Genomic DNA, 16,679 nt, shown 5'->3' with positions numbered 1-16,679 from the left:
GATGGGTCAGAAGAGTAATCCGATCGGTCTGCGCCTGCAGATCAACCGCACCTGGGACAGCCGCTGGTACGCCGAAGGGCGCGACTATGCCGCGCTGCTCGCCGAGGACATCAAGATCCGCAAGTATATCCTCGAGAACCTGCCGCAGGCAGCGATTTCGAAGGTTGTGATCGAGCGTCCGGCCAAGCTGTGCCGCATCTCGATCTACGCGGCTCGCCCCGGTGTCATCATCGGCAAGAAGGGCGCGGACATCGAAAAGCTGCGCGCCAAGCTTTCAACCATGACCGAAAGCGAAGTGAAGTTGAACATCGTCGAGATCCGCAAGCCGGAAATCGATGCGAAGCTCGTCGCTCAGGGCGTGGCCGACCAGCTGGTTCGCCGTGTAGCATTCCGTCGCGCCATGAAGCGTGCCGTGCAGTCTGCACTACGTCTTGGCGCTGAAGGCATCAAGATCGTATGCGGTGGCCGTCTTGGCGGCGCTGAAATCGCCCGCGTCGAGTGGTACCGCGAAGGCCGTGTGCCGCTGCACACCCTGCGCGCAAACATCGACTACGCTGAAACCGAAGCTCTGACCGCTTACGGCATCATCGGCATCAAGGTGTGGATCTTCAAAGGCGAGATCCTCGCCCACGATCCGACCGCGCAAGATCGCCTGATGATGGAAGCGCAGACGTCCGGCGTGAGGCCGGCCCGCTGATTGGCGGCCCGTTGAGGTAAAAGACAATGCTACAACCGAAAAAAACCAAGTACCGCAAGGCCTTCAAGGGCAAGATTCACGGTAACGCCAAGGGCGGCACCGATCTGAATTTCGGCTCCTACGGCCTCAAGGCTCTCGAGCCCGAGCGTATCACCGCTCGCCAGATCGAAGCCGCGCGTCGTGCGATCACCCGCCACATCAAGCGTCAGGGTCGCCTGTGGATTCGCGTCTTTCCCGACGTGCCCGTGTCCAAGAAACCTGCCGAAGTTCGTCAGGGTAAGGGTAAGGGCTCCGTCGAATACTGGGCAGCTCGCGTGAAGCCGGGCCGCATCCTGTTCGAGCTTGACGGTGTTCCGGGCCCGCTCGCCGCATCCGCATTCGAACGTGCAGCCATGAAGCTGCCGATCAAGACCAAGGTCGTCGCCCGCCTGGGCGACACCAGCCACCTGGGAGGCGAATAATGGCCAACGCTATCGAAGATCTTCGCACGAAGACCGACGACCAGCTCAGCGCCCAGCTCACCGAGCTCAAGCGCGAGCAGTTCAACCTGCGCTTCCAGGCTGCGACCAATCAGCTCGAGAAGCCTTCGCGCATCCGCGAAGTTCGTCGCACGATCGCCCAGATCAAGACGCTGCAGAACGAGCGCGCGGCTACTGCCGCAGCCAAGGCGTAAGGAGTAGACAATGCCGAAACGTATCCTGATCGGGACTGTCACCTCCGACAAGACCGACAAGACCGTGACCGTGCTGGTCGAACGCAAGGTGAAGCACCCGCTCTACGGGAAGATCATCCGTCGCTCGAAGAAGTATCACGCTCACGACGAGAACAACGAATACGCCATGGGCGACGTCGTACGGATCGAGGAGACCAAGCCGATCTCCAAGACCAAGACGTGGCTGGTCAAGGACCGGGTCGTCGCAGGCGGCACCCAGGCAATCGAAGCCGATCTCGAAGTGGCGGAAGCCACCCCGGGCGGCGCAGAGTAATTTGACGAGGAACTGCTGAGCCCCGGTCAGTATCGGGTGTCCCAGCAAGCCAAGAGAAGGAACCGGATCAATGATCCAGATGCAATCCAATCTCGACGTCGCGGACAATAGCGGCGCAAAGCGCGTCCAGTGCATCAAGGTGCTGGGCGGGTCGAAGCGTCGGTTTGCCTCCGTTGGCGACGTGATCGTGGTTTCCGTGAAGGAAGCCCAGCCGCGTGCAAAGGTCAAAAAGGGCGACGTTCACCGCGCCGTGATCGTGCGCACCAAGAAGGACGTCCGCCGTCCCGATGGCAGCGTGATCCGTTTTGACAGCAATGCTGCCGTTCTCGTGAACAAGAGCGAGGAACCGATCGGCACTCGTATCTTTGGCCCGGTGGTTCGCGAACTGCGCGGCCGCGGCTTCATGAAGATCATCAGCCTCGCTCCGGAGGTGCTCTAAGATGGCATCCGCTAAGATCAAGAAGGGCGACACCGTTGTTGTGCTTTCGGGCAAGGACAAGGGCCGCACCGGCACCGTCCAGCAGGTCCTGCCGAAGGAAGGCAAGATCGTTGTCGAAGGCATCAATGTCGTCGCCCGTCACCGCAAGCCGAGCCAGCAGAACCCGCAAGGTGGCATCGACCGTTTCCCGGCTCCGATGCACATCTCGAAGGTTGCTGTGGCCGATCCCAAGGATGGCAAGCCCACCCGCGTCCGTTTCGAAGAGAAGGACGGCAAGAAGGTGCGTGTCGCCGTGAAGAGTGGGGAGACCATCGATGGCTGATTACACTCCACGCCTGAAGCAGAAGTACGAGGACGAAATCGTCAAGGCGATGACCGAGAAATTCGGTTACAAGAACCGCCTCGAAGTGCCGAAGCTTGAAAAGATCACGCTCAATATGGGTGTTGGCGAAGCGAGCCAGGACAAGAAGAAGGTCCAGACGGCTGCGGAAGAGATGGCCCTGATCGCCGGTCAGAAGCCGGTCATCACCCGCGCCAAGAAATCGATCGCACAGTTCAAGCTGCGCGAAGGCATGCCGATCGGTTGCAAGGTCACCTTGCGCCGCGACCGGATGTACGAATTCCTGGATCGCCTCGTCACCATCGCAATGCCCCGCATCCGCGACTTCCGCGGCGTGAATGCCAAGTCGTTCGACGGTCGCGGCAACTACGCGATGGGTCTCAAGGAACAGATCGTGTTCCCCGAGATCAGCTACGACAAGATCGAGAAGGTGCGCGGTATGGACATTATCGTCACCACCACTGCCAAGACCGACGAAGAAGCGCGTGAGCTGCTCCGTCTGTTCGGCTTCCCGTTCCGCGGTGAAGCTGCGGCCGACCAGAAAGAAGCGGCGTGAGCCGAGAAGGAAAGAGAGCTTAAGTCCAATGGCGAAACTGAGTTCCATCAACAAGAACGAGCGTCGCAAGAAGCTCGTGAAGAAATACGCAGCGAAGTACGAGAAGCTGAAGGCGATCGCGAATGACGAGAGCCTGGACGAGAGCGAGCGTTTGATCGCGCGCCTCAAGATGGCTGAAATCCCGCGCAACGCGAACCCGACCCGGGTTCGCAATCGCTGCGCCACCACCGGCCGCCCGCGCGGCTATTACCGCAAGTTCGGCATCAACCGTATCGAACTGCGTGAACTCGGCAACCGGGGCATGATCCCCGGCCTGACGAAGTCGAGCTGGTGAGGACATAGAACATGGCAATGACCGATCCTCTGGGTGATATGCTCACCCGCATCCGCAACGGCCAGCAGGCGAAGAAGGACTCCGTCCTTTCGCCGGCCTCAAAGCTGCGCGCAAACGTGCTCGAGGTTCTTCAGCGCGAAGGCTACATCCGTGGCTACAGCGAAGACGAAACCGGCAAGCACAAGGCGCTGCGGATCGAACTGAAGTATTTCGAGGGCGAACCGGCAATCAAACACGTCGCTCGCGTTTCCAAGCCAGGCCGCCGCGTCTACTCGGGTTCAAAAGAGCTTCCGACCGTGCGCAACGGCCTTGGCATCACCATCGTCTCGACTCCGCGCGGTGTCCTCTCGGACGCCGAAGCCCGCGAAAACAAGGTCGGCGGCGAAGTGCTTGCGGAGGTCTTCTGATGAGCCGCATTGGTAAGAAGCCGGTCGCCATCCCCAGCGGGGTGACGGCCAATATCGAAGAAGGCACGCTGACCGTGAAGGGTCCGAAGGGCACCCTTTCGATGGGCCTTTCCGACCTTATCGACTACAAGGTCGAGGGCGAGGAAATCCAGGTTAACCCGGCCAACGACAGCAAGCAGGCGCGCTCCTACTGGGGCATGCAGCGCACGCTGGTGTCGAACCTCGTCGAAGGCGTGACCGAAGGCTTTTCGAAGACGCTCGAGATTTCCGGTGTCGGCTACCGTGCGCAGGCACAGGGCAAGAAGCTCAAGCTGCAGCTCGGTTTCAGCCACGATGTCGATCTCGATGTGCCTGAAGGTATCGAAGTGAAGACGCCCGATCAGACCACGGTCGAAATCTCCGGCATCGACAAGCAGGCCGTCGGCCAGTTTGCCGCCGAGATCCGCCGCTGGCGCAAGCCCGAACCCTACAAGGGCAAGGGCATCAAGTATCGGGGCGAATATGTCTTCCGCAAGGAAGGGAAGAAGAAGTAAGATGGCAAAGCTCTCTCTCTTTGAACGTCGCCGTCGCCGTGTTCGCACCGCGCTTCGCGCTCGTGCCGGTGACAAGCCGCGCCTGTCGGTGCACCGCACTGGCCGTCACATCTACGCGCAGATCATCGACGATGCCGCAGGCAAGACCGTCGCTGCTGCATCGACCCTTGGCGAAAAGTCGTCGGGTGCGAACGTCGATGCTGCCGCAAAGGTCGGCAAGGATATCGCCGCTGCCGCCAAGAAGGCCGGCGTGACCACTGTCGTGTTCGATCGCGGCGGGTTCCTGTTCCATGGCCGCGTGAAAGCGCTGGCCGATGCCGCTCGCGAAGGCGGGCTGGAGTTCTGATCATGGCTGACGAAAAGAAACCAGAAGAAAACACCGAAGCGGCGGCAACTCCCGAAGTTACCGAAACGCCGGAAGCTGCTGCTGCAAAGGCAGAAGCGGACGTTCCTGCAGCTGCGGAAACTCCCTCGGAAGCGGCAGACAACCAGTCGGCAGCTCAAGAGCCCACGGCTCAGCCGACCGAAGAAGCCAAGACCGAAGAGCCCCGGCAGGGTCGCGGTCGTGGCCGTGGCGGCAACCGCGATGGCGGTGGCCGTGGCCGTGGTGGTCGTGACAATCGTCGTGGCGGTCGCCGCGAAGAGGAAGATGACGGCATCATCGAAAAGCTGGTGCACATCAACCGCGTCTCGAAGACGGTGAAGGGTGGTAAGCGTTTCGGCTTTGCGGCACTCGTCGTCGTCGGTGACGGCCAGGGTCGCGTTGGCTTCGGCAAGGGCAAGGCCCGCGAAGTGCCAGAGGCGATCACCAAGGCAACCGCCGCTGCTCGCAAGCACATGATCCGCGTTGCGCTCAAGGAAGGCCGTACGCTGCACCATGACGCAAACGGTCGTTTCGGTGCCGGCAAGGTGACCATCCGCACGGCACCTCCGGGTACCGGTATCATCGCCGGTGGTCCAATGCGTGCCGTGTTCGAAAGCCTTGGCGTTGCAGACGTCGTGACCAAATCGGTCGGCACGTCGAACCCATACAATATGATCCGCGCCACCTTCGACGCGCTTGTGAACCAGACTTCGCCGAAGTCGGTTGCACAGCGTCGCGGCAAGAAAGTCGCCGACCTGCTGGGTCGCGGCGGCGCTGACAAGGCCGAGGCAGAAGCCGACGCCGCAGCAGTTGTGGAGTAAGATCAATGGCTGCCAAGAAGACAGTGAAGATCAAGCAGATCGGTTCGCCGATCCGTCGTCCCGAAAGCCAGCGCAAGATCCTGATCGGTCTTGGGCTCAACAAGATGCACAAAGTTGTCGAACGTCAGGATACCCCTGAAGTTCGCGGCGCGATCGCCAAGATCCCGCATCTCGTCGAAGTGGTCGACTAAGCAAGACACGAAAAGTCCCGCCCGCATATTTACTTGGGGCGGGGCTTTCCTCCTCTCAGCGCGAACAAAAGCGAAAGCGAGTGCAAACATCATGAAACTGAACGAAATCAAAGACAACGCCGGCGCCCGCAAGGGTCGGATGCGCGTGGGCCGTGGTATCGGCTCGGGCAAGGGCAAGACGGCAGCACGCGGCCAGAAGGGCCAGAAGAGCCGTTCGGGCGTCAGCATCAAGGGCTTTGAAGGCGGCCAAATGCCGCTTCACATGCGCCTGCCGAAGCGCGGCTTCAACAACCCGTTCGGCAAGGACTATGCCGAGGTGAACGTGGGCATGGTCCAGAAATTCATCGACGCGAAGAAGATCGACGCCAAGAAGAACATCACCGAAGAGGTCCTGCGCGAGGCGGGTCTTGCACGCGGTGGCAAAGACGGCGTCCGTCTGCTCGGGAAGGGCGAGATCAAGGCCAAGGCCAAGTTCGTCGTGACCGGTGCGACCAAGGGCGCGGTTGCCGCGGTCGAAAAGGCTGGCGGCAGCGTCGAAGTAACCGCCGCTAAGGCCGAAAAAGCTGCCGAAAAGGCAGACTGAAACGATAAAGTTGGGGGGCAAGGGTTCGACATTCGAGAACCTGCTCCCTATCTATCCGTTCTGAGCCGGGACGGGCCGGCGTACGATTAGGATCGACTAGCTACAATGGCATCACGCGCCGACAGTATCGCCAGCAATATGAACCTTGGCAATTTCGCCAAGGCAACCGAGCTGCGCCAACGCATCTGGTTCACGATCGGCGCGCTGATCGTTTTCCGCTTCCTGAGCTATGTTCCGCTGCCGGGGGTCAATCCTTCCGCGCTTCAGGACCTCGCCGATCTCGGACGGGGCGGCGTACTCGACATGTTCAACATGTTCTCGGGCGGCAGCCTTGAGCGGATGAGCCTCATCGCGCTCGGCGTCATGCCCTATATTACCGCATCTATCGTCGTGCAGATGGCCTCGGCGTTGCACCCGACGCTCGCAGCTCTCAAGAAAGAGGGTGCGACTGGCCGGCAGAAGCTGAACCAGTACACCCGGTACGGCACAGTATTTCTGTGCGCGATCCAGGGATATTTCCTTGCGGTCGGCCTTGAAAGCTTCGCGGGTCAGGCGGGTATCGCAGCTGTGGTCGAGCCGGGTTACATGTTCCGTATCGGCGCGGTGATCAGCCTTATCGGTGGCACCATGTTCCTGCTTTGGCTGGGTGAACAGATCACTTCGCGAGGGATCGGCAATGGCGTTTCGCTGATCATCATGGCGGGCATCGTCGCCCAGTTCCCCACATTCACAGCCAATCTCTTCGAGGGCGGACGTACCGGTTCGATCGCGCCGGGTATCATCATCGGTTTCATCGTCATGGTGGTCGTGCTGATCCTGCTCATCTCTTTTGTAGAACGCGCTCAGCGTCGCCTTCTCGTCAAATACCCGAAACGTGCGACGCAGAACGGTCCGATGCAGCAGGACAATTCCTACCTGCCGCTGAAGCTCAACACCGCAGGCGTGATCCCTCCGATCTTTGCCAGCTCGATCCTGCTTTTGCCGCTGACGATCTCGCAGTTTGCGGGTAACTCGGTCGATACCGAAAGCACGTTTGGCAGCGTGATCGTGACGCTGAACCAGGTGCTGCAGCCGGGTGCGATCTTGTATCTGACGCTTTACGGTCTCGGCATCATCTTCTTCACTTTCTTCTACACCGCAGTCGTCTTCAACCCTGAAGAGCGCGCGGAAGATCTGAAAAAAGGTGGTGGCTTCATTCCGGGTATCCGTCCGGGCAAGCGAACTGCAGACTATCTGGAATACGTGCTCACACGCATCACCGTGGTCGGCGCGATTTACCTGACCTTCGTCTGCGTGCTGCCTGAATACGTGATCCGCCAGACCGGCATTCCGCTGTTCCTAGGCGGCACCAGCCTGCTGATCGTTGTGAATGTCACGGTCGACACGCTGAGCCAGATCCAGTCGCACCTGCTGGCGCACCAATACGGTGACCTCATCAAGAAGGCTAAGCTCAAAGGCCGTATGCGCTAAGCGCGTCGGGTGACTTTAAGACGCGCGGAAGAGCCATGAGGCCCCGCGCCAGAAGGGGGTTATTCGGTGAACATCATTCTTCTCGGCCCTCCGGGCGCAGGCAAGGGTACGCAAAGCGCCGGGCTCGTCGAGCGCCACGGCATGCGCCAGCTTTCGACCGGTGACATGCTGCGCGCAGCTGTGAAGGCCCAGACCCCCGTCGGACTTCAGGCGAAGGCGGTAATGGATCGCGGCGAGCTGGTTTCAGACGAGATCGTTTCTTCGCTGATCGATGAAAACCTCGCCGAAATGCCGGCCGATCAGGGCGCGATCTTCGACGGCTATCCTCGCACCGCCGCGCAGGCGGATGATCTCGACCGGATCCTCGCGAAGCACGGTCGCAGTCTCGACCACGTGATCGAACTCGATGTCGATGTCGATGCGTTGGTCGAGCGCATTACGGGCCGCTTCAGCTGCGCGAAGTGCGGCGCGCTCTATCACGACACCGCCAATCCGCCCGCCAAGGAGGGCGTGTGCGATGTCTGCGGCTCAACCGAGTTCAAGCGCCGTCCCGACGATAACGAGGAAACCGTGCGCACCCGCATGGACGAATACCGCGCCAAGACCGCGCCGATCCTGCCGGGTTACGAAGAGCGCGGGATCGTCAGCCGGGTGGACGGGATGGCGAATATCGACGAAGTCGCCGCTTCGATCGACGCAATCCTGGGCCGTTAGGCGAGGCGGGGTTTCGTTCCCCCATCCATTCGCTTAAGCCATGGACCAAAGGAGATTTGGGTCATGCGCCTTTTCGCTATCACAGCTTTCACTGCTCTTTTGGCTAGCGGACCGCTTGCCGCTGAGGTGATTGAGGAAGACGACAAGGGTTTCGTTACCCGCGACCAGGCGATCGTTGAGGCGAGCCCGAAGCAGGTCTGGCTTGAGCTGATCACGCCTTCCAACTGGTGGAACGATGCGCACACCTGGTCGGGCGATGCGGCGAACATGACAATCCGACCGCAGGCTGGCGGCTGTTTCTGCGAGAAGATTCCCGAAACCGAGGAAGAGAACCGCATCACGCTTGAAGGCAGCGTCGAGCACATGCGGGTGATCCAGGCCTATCCCGAAAGCGCGCTGCGCATGGTCGGCGCGCTCGGTCCGCTTCAGAGCGAACCTGTCACCGGTATCCTCACGATCGCCATCAGCACGGTCGACGAAGGCACGCGCATAGTGTGGGAGTACAATGTTGGCGGGCGGATGCGTTACGAAACGCCGGTCATCTCAAAGGCGGTCGACGGAGTGATGACTCAGCAACTCGATGGTCTCGCATCAAAGCTGGGGAGGGTGGACAAGGAGCCCGAGCCCACACCTGAACCTGACGAAGAGGCCGCAGAAGAGACAGACGACGGTGCCACGGAAGATGCGCCGACCGAGGAAGATGACACACCGAGTGTCGACGAGGTCTTCGGCGATCTCAGCGACGAGGGATAAACCGGAGCCAACTCACCCACAGGTCGCCCCGGGCGTGTTTTGACCCGCCGCACGAAGGGGTGTATTACAACACTTGAAAGATCCCGTCCGCCTCCCATATCGGCGGCTCGGTCGATTATGCGTGGCTAGCTGTTGACCTCACAGCAGAATCACACTAAGCGCGCCTTCATTCGACATGTTCGAACCAAGTCCGGCACGTGGCCGCTAAATGCGCGCCGCAACCGGGCTTTTTGCCGTTTCATGCGGCTCGAGCAGGAGAATGAATTGAGCGTTGAGATAGAGGCAACGGCGGACCAGTCGTAAACCTCTGTGGAGCATGGAGAATTAAGTGGCTCGTATTGCCGGGGTAAATATCCCCACCAACAAGCGCGTGATTATCGCGCTCACCTACATTCACGGAATCGGCCGCACCACGGCCGTCAAGATTGCCGATAAGCTTGGCATCGATCACAGTGCACGTGTGCAGGATCTCACCGATGAGGAAATCCTGCGCATCCGCGAGACGATCGACGAGGATTACACCGTCGAAGGCGACCTCCGTCGCAACACCGCGATGAACATCAAGCGTCTGATGGACCTTCGTTCGTATCGCGGTCTTCGTCACCGCAACCAGCTGCCCGTTCGCGGCCAGCGCACGCACACCAACGCCCGTACCCGCAAGGGCAAGGCCAAGCCGATCGCCGGGAAGAAGAAGTAAGCTGGGCTAGTCCCGAGGCTTTTTCCTTCACCCGCATTCAATAAGGAATACGAGAAATGGCACGCGAACCCGGCAAAGTAAGGCGCCGCGACAGAAAGAACATCACGAGCGGCGTTGCGCACATCAACGCCAGCTTCAACAACACCATGATCACCATCACCGATGCGCAGGGCAATGCGATCAGCTGGTCCAGCGCCGGCATGATGGGCTTCAAGGGCAGCCGCAAGTCGACTCCGTACGCAGCACAGGTCGCTGCAGACGACGCCGGCAAGAAGGCTGCCGAGCATGGTGTTCGCACCCTCGAAGTCGAAGTGAAGGGCCCGGGTTCGGGCCGCGAGAGCGCGCTGCGCGGTCTCGCCGCTGTCGGCTTTAACATCACGTCGATTCGCGATGTGACGCCGATCCCGCACAACGGGGTCCGTCCGTCGAAGCGTCGCAGGGTCTGACACAGGCGTCTGATCCGACCTGCCCCGGCGGCTTTCGGGCCGCCGAGACTTCCTCGGACCGGACGCGCCCCACAAGGCGCCCCGGTCCGCACACAATTCAAACCCGCTGCATAGCGAATTAGGGGAAATCCATGTCCGTCAACACGAAGAACTGGCAGGAACTGAAGAAACCCAACACCCTTGAAGTCAAGGAAAGCGGCGACAAGACCCGCAAGGCAACCTTCGTTGCCGAACCGCTCGAACGTGGCTTCGGTCTCACGCTCGGCAATGCGCTGCGCCGCGTGCTTCTGAGCTCGCTCCAGGGCGCTGCGATCACCTCGATCAAGATCGAGAATGTGCTTCACGAATTCTCGTCGCTCGCCGGCGTGCGCGAGGACGTGACCGATATCGTCCTCAACGTGAAGCAGATCGCGCTCAAGATGGAAGGCGAGGGCCCCAAGCGCCTGCAGCTTTCCGTCACCGGCCCTGCCGAAGTGAAGGCGGGCGACATCGCTGTAACCGGCGACATCGAAGTGATGAACAAGGACCTTGTCCTGTGCCACCTCGATGAAGGCGCGACGCTCAATATGGAGCTGACCGCAGATGTCGGCAAAGGTTACTCGCCTGCCGTGCAGAACCGCCCGGCTGATGCTCCCATCGGCCTCATCCCGGTTGACTCGCTTTACTCGCCGGTTCGCCAGGTGAGCTACAAGGTCGAGAACGCCCGTGTTGGCCAGGAGCTCGACTATGACAAGCTCTCGCTGACCATCGAAACCGACGGCACCGTCACCCCCGAAGATGCCGTGGCCTATGCCGCGCGTATTCTCCAGGACCAGCTGACGCTGTTCGTCCATTTCGAAGACGGAATCCCGCAGCCGCAGTCGGCCATGATCGGTCAGGCCGCGCAGCCGCAGGAAGACGACGCCAACCAGCTTAACCGTTACCTTCTCAAGAAGGTTGACGAGCTCGAACTGTCGGTGCGTTCGGCCAACTGCCTCAAGAACGACAACATCATCTATATCGGCGATCTGGTCCAGAAGACCGAAGCCGAGATGCTGCGTACGCCGAATTTCGGCCGCAAGTCGCTTAACGAGATCAAGGAAGTGCTCAGCTCGATGGGTCTGCGCCTCGGCATGGACATCCCGGGCTGGCCACCTGAGAACATCGAAGAAATGGCCAAGAAGCTCGAACAGGAACTTCTCGGCTAATCAGGGCTATCGGCGGCGCGCCCTCCGGCAACGGATAAGCGCCGCCAGCACTGGGCTACCTCACACGGGCCCTTTTCGAACCAAGGAAAAACAAGATGCGTCACGGAATTTCACAGCGTAAGCTTTCGCGTAAATCGGGCCACCGCAAGGCCCTGTTCCGCAACATGGCGGCTGCTCTCATCAAGCACGAGCAGATCATGACCACGCTTCCCAAGGCGAAGGAACTGCGTCCCTACGTCGAAAAGCTGGTTACTCTGGCCAAGCGCGGCGGCCTTTCGAACCGTCGCCTCGCGCAGGCCCGCCTGCTCGACGAAACGCAGCTCAAGAAGCTGTTCGACGTTCTGGCCGAACGTTATTCGGACCGCGATGGCGGCTATACCCGCATCATCAAGGCCGGCTATCGCGACAGCGACAGCGCGCAGATGGCGATTATCGAATTCGTCGACCGCGATGAAGACGCGAAGGGGCAGAACTCCGGTCCGGACATGAGCGAAGCGGACGAGTACGAAGACGCGTAAGCAAAGCGTCTCAACCAACGGTTTTGAAGGGCTGGCGGACAGATTCGCCGGCCCTTTTCTTTTGCGTGGTGGCAGTTAGGGTCTGCAGCCATGCACAAGCTCATATTCGCCGCCGGAGCGGCCATCGCTTTCGCGGCGCCTCTTACAGCCCAATCCGCTCAGGAACAGCTCGATGCACGATACGACCGCGCGCTTGCCGCCGGATACAAGGCGCTGTTCCTGTGCAGCGGGATCGCGATCGCCGAACGCAACGGCACGACGCGCAGTCCCGAGAGCATCCACGAGTGGGAACTGACGGGGATCTACCCGAAGCTCGATCCGATGGTCCGCGAGCTTCCGTACGAGATCGTGCGCCGTCCTTCAGGGCAGATCGCGCATGTTCAGGTCGAATGGGCCGAAGGCATGCCCGACCGGATTGCGGCCTATTATGGTCCGGAAACCGGCTGTTCTGTCCTGCCGATTGGCGCGCCGGAAGACATAAGCAATCCCACCGCTTCCGTCCCCCTCTCTACCAAGGAAGATCAGGCTGAGGGCGGTGAGTTAGACGGGATGGTCTTCGAAGTAGAGACCGTCGAGGGATCCAAATCATACGGTCACCGCCCCGAAGGGCTCGGACTCGTCCTCTCCAACGCGCTGGGCACGACATACGGCGAAGGGCGAACCACGGCCGTGGTCGTCCGCCGGTCAGACGCCCAGGGAGAATTGGTGGAAGAAGAAGCGGTCTTCCGCAAGGGATTCGACGAAACGACCCCCCAGCGCACATGGTCGGTCGCAAAGAGTATCGCCGCCACGCTGGTCGGTGCGGCGGTGCAGTCGGGCGAATTCGACGTCAATGATCCCATCGGCCCAAATTATTGGCGTGCAGGCGGGGCCGGAGATCCGCGCAACGCGATCACAATCGATCACGCGCTGCGCATGGCGACGGGGCGATATTCCGATACGCCGGGCAATCGCACCGATCCGCTATACTGGGGCGGGACCACGGTGGATGAAAGCGCCGCACACTGGCCGCTCGTCAATAAGCCGGGGACGGTCTACCGCTACGCCAATAACGACACGCTGATGGCAGTGAAAGCGATCGACAGCTTCCTGCGATATTACCCGCCGCACGAATTCTTCGCGAAGCTCGGTATGGATCAAAGTGTCGCTGAGACCGATATTCGCGGAAACTACGTACTCTCCAGCCAAGTCTGGACCACGGCGCGCGATCTTGCAACGCTCGGCCAACTCTATCTTAATGGTGGCGTCTGGAACGGTGAGCGGCTTCTCCCCGAAAACTGGCGCGAATACGTCTCCGACCCGTCCGGTCCTCAGCCCGAGGGCACAGAGTGGGGCTATGGCGCGGGCTGGTGGACGTTCCGTAGGCCGGAAGGCAACGCCTTCGAAGGCATCCCAGACGATGCTTTCGCAGCGCGCGGCAATCGCGGTCAGTATGTCGTGGTCGTACCTTCTCGAAACGTCGTGATTGTCCGTCGCGGCGAGGACATGGTCGGCACGCGCTTTGATATCGCGGCGTTTACAAAGGACGTGCTGGCGGCGCTCGATTAGGCGATTTGGTGTGAAACCCGCAGAAAAGGGCGGATTCATACTGTTCAGGTAAATGCTGTTTAAGCTGAATAAATGCTGTAAAGCCGCTTCAGGCTCATCACAGGGCGAATCACTCATAAGGGCCTCGCAGCCGGGGCAATCCCGTTCCGGCAAACCCGAGGAAGACCCTTATGAAGACTCTCAAGAAGACTCTCACAAAAGGCACGCTCGGGACTGTCGCGGCTGGCGCGATGGCCCTGGCGACCGCCACCCCTGCAGCAGCCGACGACTACCGCCATCGCGACAAAGGCGTGGACGCAGGCGATGTGATCGCCGGCGCGCTCGTCATTGGCGGGATCGCCGCTCTTGCCGGCGCGTTCGATGGCGACAAAGACCGCTATCATGACCGCCGTTATCGCGACCGGCGTTACAAAGATCGCTATTACGATCGCGGTTATCGTGGCCACCGAGGTTATTACAATGGCCGCCGTGCTGTAGAACGCTGCGTCCGCGCAGCCGAGCGCCAGGCGCGCCGCTTCGGTGGCTACCGCTATGCCGATGTGACCCAGATCCGCGACATCGACCGGACGCGCTATGGCTTCCGCGTGAAGGGCCGCATCGAAGTCGAAGGCCTGCGCGGTTATGGCTACGGCTATGGCAACCGCGGATACGATCGCGGTAAGTTCACATGCTGGCTCGATGGCCGAGGCCGTCCGCAAGTCAACTTCCGGGGCATTCGCGGCCTGCGATAATTCCCGGACAAACTGGAGCGGGGTGCCGGAGAGCATTGGGTCCGTGTCGCCCCGTTCCTTATCATCCGCGACAAGGTTTTGTGCGATGGGCGGTTCAGGCTAAGGTCAGCCTGTACCGCCTATTTGCGTGCGGTATTCAAGAGCGATTGGTGGCCGCTCGCACCTGAACAGGAGGGAGCATCGATGCTTACCAATGCACGCGCCGGGGCTATCGCCGGGCTGATGGCGGCCGCCGCCATGATCGCTACGCCAGCTGCCGCCGCCGACTTGCCGACCACGCAGATGCAAGGCGGCGCAACCCATTCGCAATTCGAGCAGAGCCGCTACGACGGTGAGACCGATATTGCAAAGCATCACCGTCGCTGGGGAAGTCGTGGATGGTATCGCCACCCTCATCGCCACCGTGTCGATGCGGGCGACGTATTGGCGGGGGTTCTCATCATCGGTGGGATTGCCGCGATCGCCAGCGCGGCAAATGATCGGAAGCGCGATCGCTACCGTGACTATGACTATCGCCGCACGCGCGATTACGACCGTGATTATGATCGTCGCGATCGCCGTCGCAGTACCGGTTCGTCAGGGCTCGACAGCGCTGTCGATCAGTGCGTGAGCCGCATCGAACGCGACGTTCGCGTGGAAAGCGTCGACGGTGTCGATCGTACCGCCGAAGGCTGGAACGTTCGTGGTTCGCTTTACAATGGCGACGCCTTCACATGTCGGATCGGCAATGACGGTCGCATCGAAGAGATCGATATCGGCGGCTATCGTGGCAGTGCCTACGAAGCGGGCGATACGACCCGCGCGCGCGGAGACGACCTGCAGTGGAGCGATGCCAGTTACATCGCGGCGCGCGAGCGAGTGGGCCAGCAGGCTCCGACTTTGCAGTCTGACGAACCGCTGCCGGCCTATCCCGGCGGACCGCTGCCGGGCGAGCAGGCATCAGACAACGATCTGGGCGGCTAAGTACCGTCCGGACCCGAGGGAGGCGGTGAGGCACACACATCCGCCTCCCTTTCGGCATCGATGCTTGACCGACCATAGCTGGGCAGGCCGAGTTGCCACTGAATGGCTGCCGCGCGAAGAGCGAAGCCAGCGATGAATGCCGCACCCCAGATCCATCCATCGGGAAGCGCCAATCGAGGCGCTGCCAGCATTCCCAGCACGGTAATGGTCGAACTGAGCGCCCCCGCTGTCACGTATAGTTCCGGCTGCATTATGATGGAGGGACGTCCGGCGACAACGTCTCGAATAATCCCTCCGACACAGCCTGTGATGATGCCCATCAGGATCGCAGGTATCGGCGGGATACCATATGCGAGTGCCTTCGCGCTGCCGAGCACGGCATAGGCCGCAAGCCCGGCTCCATCGGCGAGGTCAAATGCCTTTCCCTGCCACAGGCTCACGGGCGTAAACCACGCGATGAGCGCGCAACCCAAACAAATCGCCGCGACCCACGGGTCGGTCATCCAGAACACGGGTGCCCCGATCAGCAGATCGCGCACTGTCCCTCCGCCAACCCCGGTTACGAGCGCAAAGAATGCCATCGTCACAAAGGTCTGCTGCTCCTTAGCCGCGATGACCGCGCCCGATAGCGCAAAGATCGCGATGCCGATCATGTCGAGCGCGTCGAGGATCGGAGTGAGGATCGCTTCGTTCATTCGGCTGGTGCCTGAACTGAAGGTTTGACGCGCGCCTTGCGACGGCGAAACATCAGTATCGTCCCCATCAGTGAACCGATCAGGGCAAGCGCCGCGAAAAGGTTCAGGATCGGGTGGCTGGTATCCTCTCTCTCGGAGAGGTCCATGATGTGCAGTCCCCACATGAAATCGAACCAGCGCCACCAGCGCGTTCGCACCGCCTCGATCTCGCCCGTGTCGCGGCCGATATAGACGTTTGTCCCATCTTCCAGCGCGACCTGCCAGACTGGCATTGGCCTGCGGAAATCGAATGGAACACTGTCAGCCGGGAACAACGTCACTGCCTCGACCTTGTCGCCGTTCAGAATCCGTTGTGCCGCGATGGCTCGGGCCTGTTCGGCGGCAAGGGGAGCAATTGGCTCGCCCGAGGCAAAATCCACCCGCCGCGTTTGGCCGTCCAGAGTGGTTAGGATCGCAACCGGACGTCCATCCTGCATCAACGCTCGCATTTCCTTCAACTGCATGTCTTCGGTCGCGAATGTGCTTCCTTCGATCACCAGCGGCACCTCGCTCTGGTCGAGGCGCAGGTGATTGCCGCGAACCTCTTCGATTGGCTTGGCGACCATGAACAGTCCGCTCGCCGTCCACATCACGATTGGAACACCGACCAACCAGCCGAGCCAGATGTGCCACCTGGCGAGTTTGCGCATAGTCTTGCTCATTCGAA

General features: G+C 60.8%; 26 protein-coding genes. 24 read left to right on the top strand and 2 right to left on the bottom strand.

Translation table 11 applies throughout. The annotated features are described in order from the left end of the window. Position 1: 1 nt before the first annotated feature. From rpsC to FIU90_RS11825, 24 genes are all read left to right on the top strand, one after another. Entirely contained in the window at positions 2 to 697 is a 696-nt protein-coding gene (gene rpsC / locus FIU90_RS11940; RefSeq protein ID WP_152434971.1) for a 30S ribosomal protein S3, read from the top strand. 26 nt (positions 698 to 723) lie between these two features. Then, entirely contained in the window at positions 724 to 1,158 is a 435-nt protein-coding gene (gene rplP, locus FIU90_RS11935; RefSeq protein WP_152434970.1) for a 50S ribosomal protein L16, read from the top strand. Continuing rightward, positions 1,158 to 1,370 (top strand): 50S ribosomal protein L29, encoded by a 213-nt coding sequence (rpmC, locus tag FIU90_RS11930; protein WP_152434969.1) that lies wholly within the window; start codon positions 1,158 to 1,160, stop codon positions 1,368 to 1,370. The genes rplP and rpmC overlap by 1 nt, the downstream gene beginning before the upstream one ends. A gap of 10 nt (positions 1,371 to 1,380) precedes the next feature. Next, positions 1,381 to 1,683 carry a 30S ribosomal protein S17 gene (gene rpsQ / locus FIU90_RS11925; RefSeq protein ID WP_152434968.1) on the top strand — a complete coding sequence of 101 codons (303 nt, stop codon included), beginning with the start codon at positions 1,381 to 1,383 and terminating at the stop codon, positions 1,681 to 1,683. A 70-nt stretch (positions 1,684 to 1,753) separates the two neighbouring features. After that, the gene (rplN, locus tag FIU90_RS11920) at positions 1,754 to 2,122 is read left to right on the top strand and encodes a 50S ribosomal protein L14 (RefSeq protein ID WP_010411138.1); all 369 of its coding nucleotides are present in this window, start codon (positions 1,754 to 1,756) and stop codon (positions 2,120 to 2,122) included. A 1-nt stretch (position 2,123) separates the two neighbouring features. Further along, positions 2,124 to 2,444, top strand: a complete 321-nt coding sequence (gene rplX / locus FIU90_RS11915) for a 50S ribosomal protein L24 (RefSeq protein WP_152434967.1) — start codon at positions 2,124 to 2,126, stop codon at positions 2,442 to 2,444. Continuing rightward, complete coding sequence (gene rplE, locus FIU90_RS11910) at positions 2,437 to 3,018, top strand: 50S ribosomal protein L5 (RefSeq protein WP_152434966.1); 582 nt, start codon at positions 2,437 to 2,439, stop codon at positions 3,016 to 3,018. Before rplX ends, rplE begins: the two co-directional genes overlap by 8 nt. A 28-nt stretch (positions 3,019 to 3,046) precedes the next feature. Then, on the top strand, positions 3,047 to 3,352 hold the full coding sequence (rpsN, locus tag FIU90_RS11905; RefSeq protein WP_152434965.1) for a 30S ribosomal protein S14: 306 nt from the start codon (positions 3,047 to 3,049) through the stop codon (positions 3,350 to 3,352). An 11-nt stretch (positions 3,353 to 3,363) separates the two neighbouring features. Next, entirely contained in the window at positions 3,364 to 3,759 is a 396-nt protein-coding gene (gene rpsH, locus FIU90_RS11900) for a 30S ribosomal protein S8 (protein WP_152434964.1), read from the top strand. After that, positions 3,759 to 4,292: a 50S ribosomal protein L6 gene (gene rplF, locus FIU90_RS11895; protein ID WP_152434963.1), complete on the top strand. Its 534-nt coding sequence runs from the start codon at positions 3,759 to 3,761 to the stop codon at positions 4,290 to 4,292. The genes rpsH and rplF overlap by 1 nt, the downstream gene beginning before the upstream one ends. Position 4,293: 1 nt before the next feature. Beyond that, positions 4,294 to 4,638, top strand: coding sequence for a 50S ribosomal protein L18 (gene rplR / locus FIU90_RS11890; RefSeq protein ID WP_152434962.1), 345 nt, complete (start codon positions 4,294 to 4,296; stop codon positions 4,636 to 4,638). Continuing rightward, complete coding sequence (gene rpsE / locus FIU90_RS15760) at positions 4,638 to 5,477, top strand: 30S ribosomal protein S5 (protein WP_370515205.1); 840 nt, start codon at positions 4,638 to 4,640, stop codon at positions 5,475 to 5,477. The genes rplR and rpsE overlap by 1 nt, the downstream gene beginning before the upstream one ends. A 5-nt stretch (positions 5,478 to 5,482) precedes the next feature. Beyond that, a complete protein-coding gene (rpmD, locus tag FIU90_RS11880; protein WP_152434960.1) occupies positions 5,483 to 5,668 on the top strand; it encodes a 50S ribosomal protein L30 in 186 nt (61 codons plus the stop codon). A gap of 91 nt (positions 5,669 to 5,759) precedes the next feature. Further along, the gene (gene rplO, locus FIU90_RS11875; RefSeq protein ID WP_152434959.1) at positions 5,760 to 6,251 is read left to right on the top strand and encodes a 50S ribosomal protein L15; all 492 of its coding nucleotides are present in this window, start codon (positions 5,760 to 5,762) and stop codon (positions 6,249 to 6,251) included. Positions 6,252 to 6,356: 105 nt separating this feature from the next. Next, the gene (gene secY / locus FIU90_RS11870) at positions 6,357 to 7,721 is read left to right on the top strand and encodes a preprotein translocase subunit SecY (RefSeq protein WP_152434958.1); all 1,365 of its coding nucleotides are present in this window, start codon (positions 6,357 to 6,359) and stop codon (positions 7,719 to 7,721) included. A gap of 66 nt (positions 7,722 to 7,787) precedes the next feature. Then, positions 7,788 to 8,435 (top strand): adenylate kinase, encoded by a 648-nt coding sequence (locus FIU90_RS11865; RefSeq protein ID WP_152434957.1) that lies wholly within the window; start codon positions 7,788 to 7,790, stop codon positions 8,433 to 8,435. A 63-nt stretch (positions 8,436 to 8,498) separates the two neighbouring features. Beyond that, positions 8,499 to 9,188 carry an SRPBCC family protein gene (locus FIU90_RS11860; protein WP_199799330.1) on the top strand — a complete coding sequence of 230 codons (690 nt, stop codon included), beginning with the start codon at positions 8,499 to 8,501 and terminating at the stop codon, positions 9,186 to 9,188. 328 nt (positions 9,189 to 9,516) lie between these two features. Continuing rightward, a complete protein-coding gene (gene rpsM, locus FIU90_RS11855; protein WP_152434956.1) occupies positions 9,517 to 9,885 on the top strand; it encodes a 30S ribosomal protein S13 in 369 nt (122 codons plus the stop codon). Positions 9,886 to 9,941: 56 nt separating this feature from the next. Further along, complete coding sequence (gene rpsK, locus FIU90_RS11850) at positions 9,942 to 10,331, top strand: 30S ribosomal protein S11 (RefSeq protein ID WP_007164597.1); 390 nt, start codon at positions 9,942 to 9,944, stop codon at positions 10,329 to 10,331. Positions 10,332 to 10,462: 131 nt separating this feature from the next. Continuing rightward, positions 10,463 to 11,518: a DNA-directed RNA polymerase subunit alpha gene (locus tag FIU90_RS11845; protein WP_152434955.1), complete on the top strand. Its 1,056-nt coding sequence runs from the start codon at positions 10,463 to 10,465 to the stop codon at positions 11,516 to 11,518. A 95-nt stretch (positions 11,519 to 11,613) separates the two neighbouring features. Beyond that, positions 11,614 to 12,036 carry a 50S ribosomal protein L17 gene (gene rplQ / locus FIU90_RS11840; protein ID WP_152434954.1) on the top strand — a complete coding sequence of 141 codons (423 nt, stop codon included), beginning with the start codon at positions 11,614 to 11,616 and terminating at the stop codon, positions 12,034 to 12,036. Positions 12,037 to 12,126: 90 nt separating this feature from the next. Then, on the top strand, positions 12,127 to 13,584 hold the full coding sequence (locus tag FIU90_RS11835) for a serine hydrolase (RefSeq protein WP_152434953.1): 1,458 nt from the start codon (positions 12,127 to 12,129) through the stop codon (positions 13,582 to 13,584). Between the two features lie 170 nt (positions 13,585 to 13,754). After that, positions 13,755 to 14,315, top strand: a complete 561-nt coding sequence (locus FIU90_RS11830) for a hypothetical protein (RefSeq protein ID WP_152434952.1) — start codon at positions 13,755 to 13,757, stop codon at positions 14,313 to 14,315. Between the two features lie 183 nt (positions 14,316 to 14,498). Further along, positions 14,499 to 15,278, top strand: coding sequence for a hypothetical protein (locus tag FIU90_RS11825; RefSeq protein WP_152434951.1), 780 nt, complete (start codon positions 14,499 to 14,501; stop codon positions 15,276 to 15,278). Here FIU90_RS11825 and FIU90_RS11820 read toward each other — a convergent pair. Together FIU90_RS11820 and FIU90_RS11815 are read right to left on the bottom strand one after the other, a co-directional pair. Beyond that, the gene (locus FIU90_RS11820) at positions 15,275 to 15,973 is read right to left on the bottom strand and encodes a trimeric intracellular cation channel family protein (RefSeq protein ID WP_152434950.1); all 699 of its coding nucleotides are present in this window, start codon (positions 15,971 to 15,973) and stop codon (positions 15,275 to 15,277) included. The genes FIU90_RS11825 and FIU90_RS11820 overlap by 4 nt on opposite strands. After that, on the bottom strand, positions 15,970 to 16,674 hold the full coding sequence (locus tag FIU90_RS11815; RefSeq protein WP_152434949.1) for a PepSY domain-containing protein: 705 nt from the start codon (positions 16,672 to 16,674) through the stop codon (positions 15,970 to 15,972). Before FIU90_RS11815 ends, FIU90_RS11820 begins: the two co-directional genes overlap by 4 nt. Between the last annotated feature and the right edge of the window lie 5 nt (positions 16,675 to 16,679).

The sequence above is a fragment of the Erythrobacter sp. THAF29 genome, assembly GCF_009363635.1.
Classification (GTDB): domain Bacteria; phylum Pseudomonadota; class Alphaproteobacteria; order Sphingomonadales; family Sphingomonadaceae; genus Erythrobacter.
Note: the sequence above shows the minus strand (reverse complement) of the source record. Positions and strands in the feature narration are given on the sequence as shown.

What these genes read in the sequence shown, in the direction of transcription:
- rpsC (WP_152434971.1), top strand. Translation starts at nt 2, where the DNA reads ATGGGTCAGAAGAGTAATCCGATCGGTCTGCGCCTGCAGATCAACCGC.
- rplP (WP_152434970.1), top strand. Translation starts at nt 724, where the DNA reads ATGCTACAACCGAAAAAAACCAAGTACCGCAAGGCCTTCAAGGGCAAG.
- rpmC (WP_152434969.1), top strand. Translation starts at nt 1,158, where the DNA reads ATGGCCAACGCTATCGAAGATCTTCGCACGAAGACCGACGACCAGCTC.
- rpsQ (WP_152434968.1), top strand. Translation starts at nt 1,381, where the DNA reads ATGCCGAAACGTATCCTGATCGGGACTGTCACCTCCGACAAGACCGAC.
- rplN (WP_010411138.1), top strand. Translation starts at nt 1,754, where the DNA reads ATGATCCAGATGCAATCCAATCTCGACGTCGCGGACAATAGCGGCGCA.
- rplX (WP_152434967.1), top strand. Translation starts at nt 2,124, where the DNA reads ATGGCATCCGCTAAGATCAAGAAGGGCGACACCGTTGTTGTGCTTTCG.
- rplE (WP_152434966.1), top strand. Translation starts at nt 2,437, where the DNA reads ATGGCTGATTACACTCCACGCCTGAAGCAGAAGTACGAGGACGAAATC.
- rpsN (WP_152434965.1), top strand. Translation starts at nt 3,047, where the DNA reads ATGGCGAAACTGAGTTCCATCAACAAGAACGAGCGTCGCAAGAAGCTC.
- rpsH (WP_152434964.1), top strand. Translation starts at nt 3,364, where the DNA reads ATGGCAATGACCGATCCTCTGGGTGATATGCTCACCCGCATCCGCAAC.
- rplF (WP_152434963.1), top strand. Translation starts at nt 3,759, where the DNA reads ATGAGCCGCATTGGTAAGAAGCCGGTCGCCATCCCCAGCGGGGTGACG.
- rplR (WP_152434962.1), top strand. Translation starts at nt 4,294, where the DNA reads ATGGCAAAGCTCTCTCTCTTTGAACGTCGCCGTCGCCGTGTTCGCACC.
- rpmD (WP_152434960.1), top strand. Translation starts at nt 5,483, where the DNA reads ATGGCTGCCAAGAAGACAGTGAAGATCAAGCAGATCGGTTCGCCGATC.
- rplO (WP_152434959.1), top strand. Translation starts at nt 5,760, where the DNA reads ATGAAACTGAACGAAATCAAAGACAACGCCGGCGCCCGCAAGGGTCGG.
- secY (WP_152434958.1), top strand. Translation starts at nt 6,357, where the DNA reads ATGGCATCACGCGCCGACAGTATCGCCAGCAATATGAACCTTGGCAAT.
- FIU90_RS11860 (WP_199799330.1), top strand. Translation starts at nt 8,499, where the DNA reads ATGCGCCTTTTCGCTATCACAGCTTTCACTGCTCTTTTGGCTAGCGGA.
- rpsK (WP_007164597.1), top strand. Translation starts at nt 9,942, where the DNA reads ATGGCACGCGAACCCGGCAAAGTAAGGCGCCGCGACAGAAAGAACATC.
- FIU90_RS11845 (WP_152434955.1), top strand. Translation starts at nt 10,463, where the DNA reads ATGTCCGTCAACACGAAGAACTGGCAGGAACTGAAGAAACCCAACACC.
- rplQ (WP_152434954.1), top strand. Translation starts at nt 11,614, where the DNA reads ATGCGTCACGGAATTTCACAGCGTAAGCTTTCGCGTAAATCGGGCCAC.
- FIU90_RS11835 (WP_152434953.1), top strand. Translation starts at nt 12,127, where the DNA reads ATGCACAAGCTCATATTCGCCGCCGGAGCGGCCATCGCTTTCGCGGCG.
- FIU90_RS11830 (WP_152434952.1), top strand. Translation starts at nt 13,755, where the DNA reads ATGAAGACTCTCAAGAAGACTCTCACAAAAGGCACGCTCGGGACTGTC.
- FIU90_RS11825 (WP_152434951.1), top strand. Translation starts at nt 14,499, where the DNA reads ATGCTTACCAATGCACGCGCCGGGGCTATCGCCGGGCTGATGGCGGCC.
- FIU90_RS11820 (WP_152434950.1), bottom strand. Translation starts at nt 15,973, where the DNA reads ATGAACGAAGCGATCCTCACTCCGATCCTCGACGCGCTCGACATGATC.
- FIU90_RS11815 (WP_152434949.1), bottom strand. Translation starts at nt 16,674, where the DNA reads ATGAGCAAGACTATGCGCAAACTCGCCAGGTGGCACATCTGGCTCGGC.